The sequence below is a fragment of the Pseudarthrobacter sp. As-47 genome (assembly GCF_058215595.1).
In genome coordinates this window covers 1,219,356-1,232,942 of record NZ_CM177088.1, presented here as the reverse complement: position 1 = coordinate 1,232,942, position 13,587 = coordinate 1,219,356, and the positions used below count along the sequence as shown (strand labels likewise).

Genomic DNA, 13,587 nt, shown 5'->3' with positions numbered 1-13,587 from the left:
CTAGCCCGGGTTCCGCTCCAGCATCTGCCCAATGATCCGGGCGCCTTCGGGGAAGGCTCCCGGATTCGTGCCCGAAAAGTTGAGCCGGATAAACGGACCCGCCGGTTCCGCCGGAAACCATTCGTCCCCGCGGGCGACGATGACGCCGGCTGTCTCGCAGTCCCGGACCAGCCGCTGCAGGTCCGTGCCGTCGGGCAGGCGCAGCCACAGGTTAAGCCCCCCTTTCGGCACCTGTTCAATGTGCGCCTGCGGAATATGTTCCCGGACGCTGGTGACCAGCAGGTCCCGGCGTGACTCCAGCTGGTGCCGCAGGCTGCGCAGGTGCGTCTGCCGCCCCGGCTGCGTGACGACGTCGAGCGCTGCCGCCTGCAGAAGCCCGCTGACGTACATCGATTCCGCCGCCCTGTCAGCCAGGATGCGGTCCCTCGCCGGACCGCGTGCAATGAGTGCGGCCACCCGGATGGACGTGGAAACGCTCTTGGTCAGCGAGCGCAGGTACACAACATGCCCGGAATCGTCGCGGGAGGCCACCGGTACGGGGTGGGAGCTGATGCCAAAGTCGTGCGCCCAGTCGTCCTCCACAAGGAACGCCCCCTTGGCACGGATCACGTCAAGGACCTGGTCGCGCGTCTCCGCTGGCCACTGCGCGCCCGTGGGGTTGGCGTAGTTGGGCTGAGCGTAGAAGACCCTGGCGCCTGATTCGTCGAAGGCGCGCGCCAGCTCCCCCGGCTCCGGGCCGTCCGGTCCGCTGGGCACGGGTACAACACGGACACCAGCCTGCGCCGCCGCCAGGATGGCGCCCCAGTAGGAGGGTGACTCCATCAGCAGCGGCTGCCCCCTGCCTACCAGGGCACTGAAGATGGAGCTCAGTCCGCTCTGGCTGCCAGGGAGTACGACGACGTCGCTCGGGTTTGGCGGGGTAATCCCGGCGGGCGTCGACGCGCCGAGCTCGTGGGCGAACCACGATTGCAGCTCCGGCATCCCTGCGGCGGGAGGCCGGGACAGCGCGGCGTCTCCACGGGCGGCCCGGGTGAGCGCTGCCCGGACCAGCCGCTCGGGCAGGAGCTCCCTGGCCGGATAGCCCGAATGGAAGGAAATCGCGTCCTGCGGCACCTCCCGCATGGTGGAGGACGCCGGTGGCAGTGCCGCCAGCGGGGAGCGGAGGGCCGCCGTCTGCCATCCATAATCGGAGGGGCGTGCCGTCCGGACCGCCCGCACGAAGGTCCCGACGCCCGGCCGGCTCTCGATGAGTCCCTGCGCTGCGAGGGTCTGCAGGGCCTTCTGCACCGTGACGGGACTTGCCTGGTAGTCGGCCACGAGGGACCGCGTGGAAGGCAGTTTCGCTCCCGGCGCCGCAGTGGCCATCCAGGATTTCAGGTGCGCCACAATCCGCGAACTGCTATCGTTGTTCATGAGAGACAATAGTAGCGCTACTCTTCCGCGGCGCACCGCGTTATCCCATTCCAACTCAGCTGGATTGTGGCTCGGCTTCCTTGGAGTCGCGGCATTCTCGCTCACCGTCCCGTTCACCAAAGTGGCGGTCGGAGGCCTGGCACCGCTGTTTATCGGATCGGGCAGGGCAGTAGTGGCGGCTGTTTTGGCCGGTGCCGCACTGGCACTCACCCGGCAGGCGCTCCCCCGCGGGACGCAATGGCTCCGTGTGGCGGTCGTCGCTGCCGGCGTCGTCATCGGCTTTCCGCTACTGACCTCCTACGCCCTGACCAGCACCGCCGCAAGCCACGGCGCCGTTGTCATCGCCCTGCTGCCTGCCGCGACGGCCACCGCTGCGGTCATTCGCGGGCGGGAACGCCCGCCCGCGGCGTTCTGGCTCGTCAGCAGTGTGGGCGCCCTTGCGGTGACCGTCTTCGCATCCGCCCAGTCCGGCGGCCTTGGCGTCCTCCACTGGGCGGACCTGCTGCTCCTCGGTTCAGTGGCCGCCGCGGCGATCGGCTATGCGGAAGGTGGCCTGCTGGCCCGGGAACTGGGCTCCTGGCAGACCATTTCGTGGGCACTGGTCCTCGCCTCGCCGTTGATGCTGGTCCTGGCAGCCGCGTCCGCTTCCCAGCAGCCGCCGTCCGCGACTCCCGCGCAGTGGGCAGCGTTCGGGTACCTCGCCGTGGTGAGCATGTTCCTGGGATTCTTCGCCTGGTACCGCGGCCTGGCCATCGGCCCCATCGCCCGGGTCAGCCAGATCCAGCTCATCCAGCCCGTCCTCACCATCTGCTGGGCGGCGCTCCTGCTGGGCGAGGCCCTGGCCTGGTCCACGGTCATGGGCGGGCTGGCCGTCATCCTGTGCGCCGCGGCGGCCGTCCGGGTTCGACTCAAGCCCGCGCCTGCCCCGTCCTCCGAACTTCATCCCGCAGCACTCCAGCCAGTAAAGGACTAGCCCCATGTACATTCCAGCCCACTTCGCCGCTGTCCCAGAAACCGTCCAGCGCCTGCTCACCGGGCCGGGTGCGGCGAACCTGGTCACCATGACCCAGCAGGGCCTCGTGGCTACACTCCTGCCCTTTGTCTACGAGCCCGACGCCGGGGAGTTCGGCGCGCTGCAGGGGCACCTGGCGCGGAACAACACGCAGTGGTCCGCGCCCGCCGTCGGGGAGGCCCTTGCCATCATCCAGGGCGCGGACGCCTACATCTCCCCGTCCTGGTTCGCCGCCAAGGCCGAGCACGGACGCGTAGTCCCCACGTGGAACTACACCACGGCGCATGTGTACGGGCGGCTGGTGATCCATGACGATCCGGCGTGGCTGGACCGGCAGGTCCGGCGGCTCACCGGAGTGCACGAGTCCGGCTTCGACCATCCCTGGGACGTGGACGACGCACCGGAGCGCTTCATCTCCGGGCAGTTGCGGGCAATTGTCGGCGTGGAACTGGTCATCACCCGGATCGAGGCGAAGGCCAAGCTGAGCCAGAACCGGCCGGAAGCGGACGTGGACGGCGTGGTGGCCGGCCTGGTAGCCCGGGGCCAGCCAGAGGCCGCGGCAGATGTAGAGCGCGCCCGCTGACGCAAATGCGTGACTTTTGGCTTCCCAAGGAGCCCAGGCCCCGACAACACGCGGGCTCCGCCTCTGGCAAACCCCAAAAGCCACGCATTTCCGTTGCATCCGGCCGGCAGCGGACCTCAGGAGCCCTTGACCAGCTCCTCGCTCTGCTCCCACAAGCGGCGGGCCAGCTCGGCGTCGTAGGCCTGGCGGTTGGCCTTGGCCAGGGCACGCTTGTAGTAATACGCCCCGGAAATCCAGTCCTTGCCCGCAGTGCCGTTGACCAGCCACAGCAGGGTGTCGGCACCCTGGTCCGGGGTCAGCATGAAGCGGTTCAGCAGGGTCTTGTAGGCGTGCCGGAACGGGCTGGTGGAGTCCGCCGCGAAGTTGGTGCGCACAACGCCCGGGTGGAACGCCGCCGTCGCGATTCCCTGCCCACCAAAGCGGCGGTGCAGCTCGGACGTGAAGAGGATGTTGGCGAGCTTGCCGGTGCCGTAGGCGCGGTTGGTGGAGTAGCCGTGCTCGGCGTTGAGGTCGAACAGGTCCAGCTTGCCGAAGCTGTTGGCGCCGCTGGACGTGTTGATCACCTTGGCGTTGCTGGCAGCGAGGGTTTCCATCAGCAGCGTGGTGAGGAGGAACGGGGCCAGGTGGTTGATCTGGAACGTTGCCTCGTTGCCGTCCACGGTGAGGGTGCGCTTGCCCATGATGCCGCCGGCGTTGTTGGCCAGGACGTCGATGCGCGGGTAGTCGGACTCCAGCTGGGCGGCCAGGGTGCGGACCTGCGCGAGCTCGGAGAAGTCGCTGACAAAGTAGTCGGCGTCCAGCTCCTTGGCAATGGCCCGCGTCTTTTCCTCCGAGCGGCCGACGACGACCACCTGGTCCCCTGCCCTGGCCAGGGTACGCGCGGCTGCTGCGCCGATGCCGTCGCTGGCGCCGGTGATCACGATGGTGCGAGGGGTCAAGGGGTGTCCTTCGGTTGGGGAACGTCCGGCGCCCGGCGTGGGCGCGCTGCCTACCGGCACAACGACGGCGGACCGGCGGGTGTTCCCCGGCACACCCCGCAGGGCATATCCTGCACACACCAGCCGTCCGATCCCAGGGGGAAGCAATGGAGATGCCCAAAGCGACGGAGGCTGACAAGGAGCGTTTCCGGTCGCTGGTTCCGGACGTCCCGGAGGTGTCGGTGAAGCCGATGTTCGGGAACCTCGGCGCGTTCGTCAACGGCAACATGTTCGCCGGGCTTTTCGGGCCCACCATCGGCATCCGGCTCTCCAGTGGGGACAGGCAGCAGCTCGAAAGCGGCGAGCGGACCGTCCCGTTCGGCCCGGCGGACCGGCCGATGCGCGAGTATACCGGCCTGCCGGAGATCTGGAATGAGGAAGGCGACGGCGATGATGCCCGCGCCAGGGCATGGATCCGCAAAGCGTATGAACATGTGGCGGGACTGCCCCCGAAAGCGCCCAAGAGCCGTACCGCAGGCAGGTAGCCCTGCACTAAAGCCCCACACCACAAACCCCGGCCTGGCTGCGGTGCGCCAGCGGCGAAGTTGCGCCGCCACCCCGCCGCCCGGAAGGCCCGGAAAGCCCCGGAACCATGCCAGGTAGCCGGGGCCGCAATTACTAAGTAAGCTTATCAACATGGCTTTTGCAACTACAGAGTGCGCGGACCCCGGAAACGCGTCTCATGGGAGGTGGCCGCAATCGACAAAGAAGTGAAGCGGCGGCTCGAACTCGCCGCCACGATCGGCTTGGATCCACAAAAGCTTTGGCCGTCCTACTTCGGCAGGTCCCCCTGTTCCGCGTTCGAACTGGACGCCTACCTGCATGAAGCCCTGGCCTTGCCCGCGATCGAACGCGGACCTGATGCAGCGAAGGACCTCCCGGCAGAACAGATCCGGGCCCGGCCCGCGGGCCGACAAGCGGCCCGCCGCCAGCCTGACAAAGAGGACGCGCTTGCCGCCCTGGGTGCCGCCGGTAAGTCCCTGCTTTCCCCGGAACGGGCCGAGGCCGAACGCCTGAAGTCGCTGCACGAGACGGACCTTCTGTACACCGGTCCGGAGGAAGTGTACGACCGCGTTGTTGCTGCCGCCTGGAAGTTCTTCGGCGTGGGTGCAGCGTCGCTGTCCCTGATCGCCGAGGATGCCCAGTTCTTCAAGTCGGCCGTCGGGCCGTTGCGCGAGGAGGCTCCCCGCATCTTCGCGCTCTGCACGGAAACGGTGGAGCGGAACGCGATGCTGGTCATCAATGACACGCTGTCCGATGACAGGTTTGCTTCGAATCCGCTGGTCACCGGCGAGCCCTATATCCGCTTCTACGCCGGCTACCCCCTGCACGGGCCGCGGGGCTGGAACATTGGGACGCTCTGCGTCATCGACCAGCAGCCCAGGTCCTTCTCCCCGTCCGATCAGCAGGTGCTGCGCACGCTCGCCGCCGTGGTCCAGAAGGACATCGACGCCCGCACGTAGCACCGGCCGCCATCCAGCCCGCCCCACGGCTCCATCCCGGCCGTGCGGTCAGGCCCAAAGAGACTCCGGGTACGACGACGGCGGGGCGGCCAGCATTCCTGCTGCCCGCCCCGCCGCTGTTGTCCACTCAGCCGTGGCTGGGGAGGGCGCTAGCCCGCCACTCCGGCCACCAGGAAGATCACGGCCGCGATGGCGAAGCCCATCACACCGATGAGGGTTTCCATAACGGTCCAGGTCTTCAGCGTGGTCTTGACGTCCATGCCGAAGAAGCGGCCCACCAGCCAGAAGCCGGAGTCGTTCACGTGGGAGACCACCACGGAGCCGGCGGCCACGGCGATTACCATGGCGGCCACCTGCATGCCGTTCAGTCCGGCCAGGGCCACAGCCGGAGCGATCAGGCCTGCGGTGGTGGTCAGTGCAACGGTTGCTGATCCCTGGGCGATGCGCAGGATGCTGGAGATCAGGAAGCCTGCGAGGATCAGCGGAATGCCCAGGTCGCCCAGGACATCGGCGAGTGCCTGGCCGATGCCGGAGGTGCGCAGGACGCCGCCGAACATGCCGCCGGCGCCGGTGATCAGGATGACGGAGCAGACCGGGCCGAGCGAGGATTCGAGGAGCTTCTCGAGGGCTCCGGCGTCCTTGCCGCGCTTGGTGCCCAGAACGAACAGGGCCACCAGCACCGAGATCAGCAGCGCCACCGGGGTCTCACCCAGGGTCCGGAGGACCTGGTACCACTGCTCGTCCTTGACGCCTTCGGCGAGCACACCGGATGAGGCCAGGGTGTTCAGCCCGGTGTTCATGAAGATCAGGAGCAGCGGCAGGAGCAGCAGGCCCACCACGGTGCGGAAGCGCGGCGGGTGTGATTCCGCCTCGGCGGAGGCGTGGCCCAGGATTTCCGGTACGGGCAGGACCAGCTTCTTGCCGGTGTAGAGGCCGAAGAGGTAGGCGGTGACGTACCAGGTGGGGATGGCGACGAGAAGGCCGGCGATGGTGACCAGGCCGATGTTGGCGTCGAAGAACGCAGATGCGGAGACCGGGCCCGGGTGCGGGGGCAGGAAGATGTGCATCACGGAGAACGCGCCGGCGGCGGGCAGGCCGTAGCGGAGCACTCCCCCGCCCAGGCGGTGGGCCACGGCGAACACGACGGGCAGCATGACCACCAGGCCGGCGTCGAAGAAGATGGGGAAGCCGAAGATCAGGGAGGCCAGGCCCAGTGCAAACGGGGCACGCTTTTCACCGAAGACACCGATGAGGTAGTCGGCCAGCACCTTGGCGCCGCCGCTGGTTTCCACGATGCGGCCGAGCATGGCGCCCAGGCCCACCAGGAGTGCCACGGTGCCGAGCGTGGTGCCGAAGCCGTTGATCAGCACAGGGACCACCTGGTTGGCCGGAATGCCGGTGGCGAAGGCGGTGGCGAGGCTGATGAGGATCAGGGCGATCAGGGCGTGCATGCGCAGCTTGATGATCAGGAACAGCAGGACGAGGATCGCTGCTCCGGCGATGAGCAGCAGGGGTCCTGCGCCCAGCGTTTGGGTCCATCCTTCGATGGTCATGGTTCTCCTTTGAAACAGTATTTGTTGGGGTTCTAGGGGGTGTCAGGGCGCGCAGGGCGCCTGGCCGGCGGGAAGCTGCAACGCCTGCACGACGGCGGCGACCAGCTGGTCAGGCGACTGGGAGATGTCCAGGCGGAGGCTGCCAGCGTCGAGCTCTTCCTGGCTGAGCGGCTCGAGGGTGGCCAGCTGGCTGGGCAGCAGGGTGGGCGGCATGAAGTGGCCTTCCCTGCCCAGCATGCGCTGGCTGATCAGGTCCGCGCCGCCGTCGAGATGGAGGAAGACGACGCGGCCCTCCGCTTCGGACAGGAGCTGGCGGTAGCTTTTCTTGAGGGCGGAACACGTCAGGACGGTGCTGCAGCCGGCGTTCGCCTGGGCGGTCATCCAGGTGCGGATTTCCTGCAGCCAGGGCCAGCGGTCCTCGTCCTGGAGCGGGATGCCCTGCGTCATTTTGGTGATGTTGGCTTCGGGGTGGAACTCGTCCGCCTCGGCGCAGGCCCAGCCCAGCCGCGAGGAAAGGGCCGCCGCAAGGGTGGTTTTGCCGGATCCGGCAACGCCCATGACCACCAGGTGCGTGGGGGGATACTGCATGTCATACCTCCGGAGAAGACGTCTTTGGCTTTCGAAGAAGCTCGCTGCGTGCCCTCAAAAAGTGGGCTACGCCATAAGGTATCACCTTTTCGACCAAAAGATACTATCTTTTCGTGTTACAGGTCATACCTTTGCTCTTTTTCCCGGTATTCTGGGAGGGCGCTGCGGCGCAGGAGAGGCGGACAGAATGTCGACGGCGACAGATGAGGGCGCGGATGAAGCGCACGACGGCGGGGCCTCCCCCGCGATGCATGAGCGGGTCCTGGAGGCGGTAGGGGTTGCCATCGCTTCCGGCAACCTGGCCCCCGGCAGCCGGCTCACCCTTGAGGGGCTGCAGCAGGAATACGGCATATCGCGGACCGTGGCCAGGGACACCATGAAGGTCCTGGAGTCCATGAACCTGGTCTACTCGCGGCGGCGCGTGGGCATTGTGGTGCAGGACCGGTCCCTCTGGAACGTTTTTGACCCGAAGCTGGTGCGCTGGCGGCTGGCGTCAGACCGGCGCGAACTCCAGTACAGCAGCCTCACCGAGCTGCGCATCGCCGTCGAACCCATCGCCGCCGCCGGTGCGGCCCGGCGCGCCAGTGCCGCGGAACGTGCCCAGCTCGTTGCCCTCGGGGCTGAGCTGCGGCGGCTCGGTGAAGCCGGCGACCTCCAGGGGTTCCTGGCCGCTGACATCGAGTTCCACCAGCTGCTCCTGCGAAGCTGCGGGAACGAGATGTTCCAGGCGCTGGAAGGCATGGTGGCGGAAGTGCTGACCAGCCGGACCCAGCAGGGGCTCATGCCGTTCAAGCCCCGGAACGAGGCACTTCAGGCGCACGAGGACGTGGCGGCAGCTGTGGCCAATGGCGACACTGCCGTGGCGGAGTCGGCGATGCACCACATCCTGGACGAGGTGCGGGAAGCGATGGGCCTGGGCGGCTGAACGAACCCCCTTCCCGGAGGCCATGATCCTGAGTAGCCTTCAAAGTAGGGCCCATGAAGGACCTGCCGCGCCATACGGAAGATTCGGTGAGGTGGAAGATGGCCACTGCGGAACATTCAACTGAAGGGCTCGCTGCCACCGCCGCGCCGGCTGTCACGAAGCGCAGCAAGGGCAGCATGGTGGTCAACTGGATCACCACCACCGACCACAAAACCATCGGGTACATGTACCTGATCACGTCGTTTGCCTTCTTCTGCCTGGCCGGGGTGATGGCCCTGCTCATCCGCGCTGAGCTGTTCGAGCCCGGCATGCAGATCCTGCAGACCAAGGAGCAGTACAACCAGCTGTTCACGATGCACGGCATTGCGATGCTGCTCATGTTCGCCACCCCGCTTTTCGCCGGGTTTGCCAACTTCATCATGCCGCTGCAGATCGGCGCTCCGGACGTGGCCTTCCCGCGGCTCAATGCGCTGGCCTTCTGGTTCTTCCTCTTCGGCTCCACCATTGCGATGTCCGGCTTCATCACGCCCCAGGGCGCCGCGTCCTTCGGCTGGTTTGCCTACGCTCCGCTCTCCGATACCACGTTCAGTCCGGGCATCGGCGGTGACCTCTGGGTGTTCGGCCTGGCGCTGTCCGGCTTCGGGACCATCCTGGGTGCGGTCAACTTCATCACCACCATCATCTGCATGCGCGCCCCGGGACTGACCATGTGGCGGATGCCGATCTTCACCTGGAACACCCTGGTCACCTCAATCCTGGTGATCATGGCCTTCCCGCCGCTGGCAGCCGCCCTGTTCGCGCTTGGTGCGGACCGGCGCTTCGGTGCCCACATCTACGATCCGGAGAACGGCGGAGCAGTCCTCTGGCAGCACCTGTTCTGGTTCTTCGGCCACCCCGAGGTGTACATCATCGCCCTGCCGTTCTTCGGCATCGTCTCCGAGATCTTCCCGGTGTTCAGCCGCAAGCCGATCTTCGGCTACAAGGGCCTGGTCTACGCCACCATTGCCATTGCAGCACTCTCCATGACCGTCTGGGCCCACCACATGTACGTGACCGGCTCGGTGCTGCTGCCGTTCTTCGCGTTCATGACCATGCTGATCGCAGTGCCCACCGGAGTGAAGTTCTTCAACTGGATCGGCACCATGTGGGGCGGCTCGCTGACCTTCGAGACGCCCATGCTGTGGAGCATCGGCTTCCTGGTCACGTTCCTCTTCGGCGGCCTCACCGGCATCATCCTGGCCTCCCCGCCGCTGGACTTCCACGTCTCCGACACCTACTTCGTGGTGGCCCACTTCCACTACGTGGTCTTCGGCACCGTGGTGTTCGCGATGTTCGCCGGGTTCTACTTCTGGTGGCCCAAGTTCACCGGCACCATGCTCAACGAACGCCTTGGAAAGATCCATTTCTGGATGCTGTTCCTGGGCTTCCACGGCACCTTCCTGATCCAGCACTGGCTGGGCGTCATGGGCATGCCCCGCCGGTACGCCGACTACCTGGTGGAGGACAACTTCACGTGGATGAACCAGTTCTCCACCATGTCGTCCTTCCTCCTGGGAGCTTCCCTGCTCCCGTTCTTCTGGAACGTCTACATCACCTGGCGGACCGGGACGAAGGTGACCGTGGATGATCCCTGGGGCTTCGGCGCCTCGCTGGAATGGGCCACGTCCTGCCCGCCGCCCCGGCACAACTTCACGTCGCTGCCCCGGATCCGTTCGGAGCGGCCGGCACTGGACCTGCACCACCCGGAGCTCCGGGTCCGCGAGCACGACACCACGCACGGCCCGGCGGCGGCGGCACTGGGCGCTGCCGACATTGGCCAGAAGGACGTCCGCAGCCCGAGCCCGGACGAGTAGCGAAGAGGCTACACGCAGCGAGGCTGGTAGGCCGGGTCCGCCGGGCCTGAGCTCCTGCCCAGGGCGTGGGCCACGATCTGGTGGACCACGGGGTCGTTGGGTGTCTGGTCATGCTCGAAGACGTCCAACGGGCACTTGTCCTGGATGGTGATGTTGGTGACCTGCCGCGCCGGGCCGGCGAGGAACTGGCTGTTGTACGGGATCACCACTTCGTCATAGACCGTGGAGATCACGGTGTACGACGGCCCGGCCACGGTGTCACCGATGGAATTGAGCTTCTGCATGAACGGGGAGCCGGCCTGCTGGTCGGCACACGCGGCACACCCGAGCGCGGTGAAGTCCGGGTCTTCCAGGACCTCCGGCGGCGGGATGATCACGCCCTCGGTGCCGTGGTTGGAGGGGGCGATGCCGATGAGCTGGTTGACCTTCTTGGCCCCGCCGAGGAAGCCCATGTAGTAGCGGGGCATCATGCCGCCCTGGCTGTGGCCCACCAGGTTCACCTTCCTGGCGCCGGTGGCAGCCAGGACCGCGTCAACGAACGGGGCGAGTTCCTGGGCGGAGTCCGCCACGGGGGCCGTGGCGTAGACGCCGTTCGTCTCGCCGTAGTTCAGGGCAAACACGCAGTAGCCCTGGCTCTTGAGGTAGGGCGAGAGGGTGGACCAGTTCTTCACCATGCTCTCGAACGTTCCGGGCACCAAGACCACCGGATAGGGGTGTTCGGCAGTTGGCGTGCAGGACCAGTCATTCGCGCCGGGAGGGGAAATTTCGACGACGGCCGCCTGGGCGGGTGCCACGGCCAGGAATGAGGCCAGGACAGCGGAGGCGGCAAGGGACAAGGTTCTGGTGAGCAGCGACATGGAAACCTCTTTGTTTTGTGTCAGCGGGTGCAGGGCCGGAAGCCAGGCTGTGGGCCCGGTTTCCATGCTAGGCACGCCGGGTACGGCAGCGGCGTGAACTGAACGGACGTGCGCGGCTGCGTGAGGAAGCCGCAAGCCCGCGGGATGTGGACCGCCTGGCACGCTCAGCACGTGTTGTTACTGGTCAGTAGCTAAATGGGCTGCCGTGCGCGGAGTGCCTGACCAATGCCCGGGCCTGGCCAGCGGTTCATGGCGGCTGCACAAACGTTCACATCCGGCACCGGCGCCGCCGCATCGCGGGGCGTGCTGGCACAGGCGGGTTAAACAAAAGCATGGCCGGTCAGTGACCGGCCATGCTTTCAAACTTTGAAACCCTAAGGCCCCAGTTTCTCTAAGGAATTAGAGGGACTGGATGTTTACGGCCTGGGGACCCTTGGGGCCCTGCTCGGTTTCGAAGGAGACCTTCTGGTTCTCTTCGAGTGAGCGGAAGCCGGAGGAAGCGATCGCAGAGTAGTGTGCGAAAACGTCCTGTGAGGAGTCATCGGGGGAAATGAAGCCGAAGCCCTTTTCAGCGTTAAACCATTTGACGGTACCAGTAGCCATTATTTTTGTCCTTCGTGAAGGTGGAGGGAAAGTCCCGACTTTCGGGCCCTCCGGTGTGGGGTGTTCAAAACCGCTACTTCAGAAGAACGCGGACTTTCGACCGCGCGTACTGCCTGAACTACCAACTGCATAAACACAACAACAGGATCAACACTACAGGAGATTGCGCGCAGCATTTACCAACCGGCCTCCGAGGTACCCCAGTCCCCTTTCACAGGCCTGTCAGGAGCAGCGGCACCAGGCGTATGGTTCTGCCATGGAACCGATGCGGGCCATCCTGCTTCCGGGCGCCGTTTTCCCCGCGCAGGAAGCGTACGGCGCTCTGATTGAAGCCCTGGGGCCGGACGTCCAGGCGGTGGCCAAGGACCTGGAGCTTTACACGGAGGACGAGCCTCCGCCCGGCTGGAGCCTGGACACAGAGGTCAGCGGCGTGCTGCGCGAGGCTGATGCCCTGGGATGGGAAACGTTCCACCTTGTGGGCTATTCCGGCGGCGGGGCTGCGGCGCTGGCCTTCGCCGCGAAACACCCCGAGCGGCTGCTCAGCCTGGCCCTGCTGGAGCCCGCCTGGGCCGGGACCTGGGACTGGAGCCCCGCCCACGCGGAGATCTGGAAAAAGTACGAACAGCTGGAGGCCCTCCCTCCGGAGCAGCTCATACCCGCCTTCATGAGGCTGGGAGTCAAGCCCGACGTCGTCCTTCCGCCGCCACCGCCGGGTCCCCCGCCGCCGTGGATGGCCAGGCGGCCGGCCGGAATCAAGGCATTCCTGCGCACCTTCCGGAGCTACGACCTGGACCGGGAACGCCTGGCGGCGTTCCGCCCGCCCGTGTTCTGCGCCCTCGGCGGCCTGAGCAACCCGGATGACTACGGCGAGATTGCCGGCCGGCTGGCGCGGGTCTTCTTCCCGGACTTCCATCTTGAAGTCTTCGCCAAGCGCCACCACTTCGACCCGCCCCACCGGATGGAGCCCGTCAGGCTGGCGGAGATGCTGCGGCGGCACTGGGAGCAAGCGGAAGGACGCGACTGAACCTTCCCCCGGGCCACCTGGGTTGCTACACTTGCTACGGAGGTGCGCTATGGCAACAATTCCACACCGTGAACTGCGGAACGAGAGCAGCAAGATCCTCGAACGCGTGAAGAACGGGGAGACAATCGACGTCACCAACAATGGCGAAATCGCCGCTACACTCATCCCGCCGTCAGCTTCCCCCCTTGAACGGTTGCTGCTGGCAGGCCAGGTACGCCCCGCAACTGGACCCGTCGACTTCACCGCCTTGCACCGGGTCACTCTGGAATCCAGCACGGAGGAGATTCTGGACGACCTTCGCGGTGACCGTTGATCATTTACGCGGATACATCGGCAGTCCTCAAACTCGTGGTGGAGGAGCAGGAATCGCCCACCTTGGCGGCGTACCTGTCAGCAGCTTCCCAGACCCACAGCCTGGTTGCGTCCATGCTCCTCTACACAGAACTCCACTGCGCAGCGCGCCGCCGTGCGATACACGGCGAACTGGTCAATGCAGCGCTCGGCGGCATCAACCTGGTCGATCTTGTACGTTCGGACCTCATGTACGCAGCGGCTCTGCCGGGCAGGCTGCGCAGCGCGGATGCCATTCACCTGGCCACTGCTATCCGTCTGCAGGTTGACGTTCTTGTCTCGTACGACGTCGAACTCCTCACCGCAGCGGTTGATGCCGGCATCAACGTCCTGTCCCCGGGAATGCGGACCGGGCCGTAACGAGGACGTGACTCACCCCTCCTCC

15 protein-coding genes are annotated in these 13,587 nt (G+C 66.3%); 9 read left to right on the top strand and 6 right to left on the bottom strand.

Annotated features, from left to right (window positions below; genetic code table 11):
• On the bottom strand, nucleotides 1-1,413 hold the full coding sequence (locus tag AC4BCK_RS05750; RefSeq protein WP_490566730.1) for an aminotransferase-like domain-containing protein: 1,413 nt from the start codon (nucleotides 1,411-1,413) through the stop codon (nucleotides 1-3).
• Here AC4BCK_RS05750 and AC4BCK_RS05745 point away from each other — a divergent pair.
• Nucleotides 1,412-2,386 carry a DMT family transporter gene (locus AC4BCK_RS05745; RefSeq protein ID WP_364405882.1) on the top strand — a complete coding sequence of 325 codons (975 nt, stop codon included), beginning with the start codon at nucleotides 1,412-1,414 and terminating at the stop codon, nucleotides 2,384-2,386. The two genes, AC4BCK_RS05750 and AC4BCK_RS05745, sit on opposite strands and share 2 nt — an antisense overlap.
• A gap of 4 nt (nucleotides 2,387-2,390) precedes the next feature.
• Complete coding sequence (locus tag AC4BCK_RS05740; RefSeq protein ID WP_490566729.1) at nucleotides 2,391-3,008, top strand: FMN-binding negative transcriptional regulator; 618 nt, start codon at nucleotides 2,391-2,393, stop codon at nucleotides 3,006-3,008.
• A gap of 116 nt (nucleotides 3,009-3,124) precedes the next feature.
• Here the strand turns inward: AC4BCK_RS05740 and AC4BCK_RS05735 are convergent, their stop codons facing one another.
• Nucleotides 3,125-3,946: an SDR family NAD(P)-dependent oxidoreductase gene (locus AC4BCK_RS05735; RefSeq protein ID WP_490566728.1), complete on the bottom strand. Its 822-nt coding sequence runs from the start codon at nucleotides 3,944-3,946 to the stop codon at nucleotides 3,125-3,127.
• A gap of 146 nt (nucleotides 3,947-4,092) precedes the next feature.
• On the opposite strand from AC4BCK_RS05735, the gene AC4BCK_RS05730 reads away from it, so the two are divergent.
• Nucleotides 4,093-4,470, top strand: a complete 378-nt coding sequence (locus AC4BCK_RS05730) for a TfoX/Sxy family protein (RefSeq protein ID WP_174175357.1) — start codon at nucleotides 4,093-4,095, stop codon at nucleotides 4,468-4,470.
• Nucleotides 4,471-4,674: 204 nt separating this feature from the next.
• The gene (locus AC4BCK_RS05725; RefSeq protein WP_366279470.1) at nucleotides 4,675-5,448 is read left to right on the top strand and encodes a GAF domain-containing protein; all 774 of its coding nucleotides are present in this window, start codon (nucleotides 4,675-4,677) and stop codon (nucleotides 5,446-5,448) included.
• 149 nt (nucleotides 5,449-5,597) lie between these two features.
• On the opposite strand, the gene AC4BCK_RS05720 is transcribed toward AC4BCK_RS05725, so the two are convergent.
• Both AC4BCK_RS05720 and AC4BCK_RS05715 read right to left on the bottom strand, forming a co-directional pair.
• Nucleotides 5,598-7,001 (bottom strand): GntP family permease, encoded by a 1,404-nt coding sequence (locus tag AC4BCK_RS05720; RefSeq protein ID WP_174175353.1) that lies wholly within the window; start codon nucleotides 6,999-7,001, stop codon nucleotides 5,598-5,600.
• Between the two features lie 42 nt (nucleotides 7,002-7,043).
• Complete coding sequence (locus tag AC4BCK_RS05715; protein ID WP_174175351.1) at nucleotides 7,044-7,589, bottom strand: gluconokinase; 546 nt, start codon at nucleotides 7,587-7,589, stop codon at nucleotides 7,044-7,046.
• 187 nt (nucleotides 7,590-7,776) lie between these two features.
• On the opposite strand from AC4BCK_RS05715, the gene AC4BCK_RS05710 reads away from it, so the two are divergent.
• Both AC4BCK_RS05710 and ctaD read left to right on the top strand, forming a co-directional pair.
• The gene (locus tag AC4BCK_RS05710; RefSeq protein ID WP_490566727.1) at nucleotides 7,777-8,514 is read left to right on the top strand and encodes a FadR/GntR family transcriptional regulator; all 738 of its coding nucleotides are present in this window, start codon (nucleotides 7,777-7,779) and stop codon (nucleotides 8,512-8,514) included.
• Nucleotides 8,515-8,612: 98 nt separating this feature from the next.
• Nucleotides 8,613-10,367 (top strand): aa3-type cytochrome oxidase subunit I, encoded by a 1,755-nt coding sequence (gene ctaD, locus AC4BCK_RS05705; RefSeq protein WP_174175655.1) that lies wholly within the window; start codon nucleotides 8,613-8,615, stop codon nucleotides 10,365-10,367.
• Nucleotides 10,368-10,375: 8 nt separating this feature from the next.
• Here ctaD and AC4BCK_RS05700 read toward each other — a convergent pair whose 3' ends face one another.
• Both AC4BCK_RS05700 and AC4BCK_RS05695 read right to left on the bottom strand, forming a co-directional pair.
• The gene (locus AC4BCK_RS05700; RefSeq protein ID WP_490566726.1) at nucleotides 10,376-11,224 is read right to left on the bottom strand and encodes an esterase/lipase family protein; all 849 of its coding nucleotides are present in this window, start codon (nucleotides 11,222-11,224) and stop codon (nucleotides 10,376-10,378) included.
• A 399-nt stretch (nucleotides 11,225-11,623) separates the two neighbouring features.
• Nucleotides 11,624-11,827 (bottom strand): cold-shock protein, encoded by a 204-nt coding sequence (locus tag AC4BCK_RS05695; protein WP_066274236.1) that lies wholly within the window; start codon nucleotides 11,825-11,827, stop codon nucleotides 11,624-11,626.
• Between the two features lie 256 nt (nucleotides 11,828-12,083).
• Here AC4BCK_RS05695 and AC4BCK_RS05690 point away from each other — a divergent pair, with 256 nt between their 5' ends.
• From AC4BCK_RS05690 to AC4BCK_RS05680, 3 genes are read left to right on the top strand one after another with little or no spacing between them, the layout of a single operon-like run.
• Entirely contained in the window at nucleotides 12,084-12,851 is a 768-nt protein-coding gene (locus AC4BCK_RS05690; RefSeq protein ID WP_174175345.1) for an alpha/beta fold hydrolase, read from the top strand.
• A gap of 49 nt (nucleotides 12,852-12,900) precedes the next feature.
• Nucleotides 12,901-13,164, top strand: a complete 264-nt coding sequence (locus tag AC4BCK_RS05685; RefSeq protein WP_174175343.1) for a type II toxin-antitoxin system Phd/YefM family antitoxin — start codon at nucleotides 12,901-12,903, stop codon at nucleotides 13,162-13,164.
• Nucleotides 13,161-13,562, top strand: coding sequence for a type II toxin-antitoxin system VapC family toxin (locus AC4BCK_RS05680; protein WP_174175341.1), 402 nt, complete (start codon nucleotides 13,161-13,163; stop codon nucleotides 13,560-13,562). Before AC4BCK_RS05685 ends, AC4BCK_RS05680 begins: the two co-directional genes overlap by 4 nt.
• Nucleotides 13,563-13,587 lie beyond the last annotated feature (25 nt).

What these genes read in the sequence shown, in the direction of transcription:
- AC4BCK_RS05745 (WP_364405882.1), top strand. Translation starts at nt 1,412, where the DNA reads ATGAGAGACAATAGTAGCGCTACTCTTCCGCGGCGCACCGCGTTATCC.
- AC4BCK_RS05750 (WP_490566730.1), bottom strand. Translation starts at nt 1,413, where the DNA reads ATGAACAACGATAGCAGTTCGCGGATTGTGGCGCACCTGAAATCCTGG.
- AC4BCK_RS05740 (WP_490566729.1), top strand. Translation starts at nt 2,391, where the DNA reads ATGTACATTCCAGCCCACTTCGCCGCTGTCCCAGAAACCGTCCAGCGC.
- AC4BCK_RS05730 (WP_174175357.1), top strand. Translation starts at nt 4,093, where the DNA reads ATGGAGATGCCCAAAGCGACGGAGGCTGACAAGGAGCGTTTCCGGTCG.
- AC4BCK_RS05720 (WP_174175353.1), bottom strand. Translation starts at nt 7,001, where the DNA reads ATGACCATCGAAGGATGGACCCAAACGCTGGGCGCAGGACCCCTGCTG.
- AC4BCK_RS05715 (WP_174175351.1), bottom strand. Translation starts at nt 7,589, where the DNA reads ATGCAGTATCCCCCCACGCACCTGGTGGTCATGGGCGTTGCCGGATCC.
- AC4BCK_RS05710 (WP_490566727.1), top strand. Translation starts at nt 7,777, where the DNA reads ATGTCGACGGCGACAGATGAGGGCGCGGATGAAGCGCACGACGGCGGG.
- ctaD (WP_174175655.1), top strand. Translation starts at nt 8,613, where the DNA reads ATGGCCACTGCGGAACATTCAACTGAAGGGCTCGCTGCCACCGCCGCG.
- AC4BCK_RS05700 (WP_490566726.1), bottom strand. Translation starts at nt 11,224, where the DNA reads ATGTCGCTGCTCACCAGAACCTTGTCCCTTGCCGCCTCCGCTGTCCTG.
- AC4BCK_RS05695 (WP_066274236.1), bottom strand. Translation starts at nt 11,827, where the DNA reads ATGGCTACTGGTACCGTCAAATGGTTTAACGCTGAAAAGGGCTTCGGC.
- AC4BCK_RS05690 (WP_174175345.1), top strand. Translation starts at nt 12,084, where the DNA reads ATGGAACCGATGCGGGCCATCCTGCTTCCGGGCGCCGTTTTCCCCGCG.
- AC4BCK_RS05685 (WP_174175343.1), top strand. Translation starts at nt 12,901, where the DNA reads ATGGCAACAATTCCACACCGTGAACTGCGGAACGAGAGCAGCAAGATC.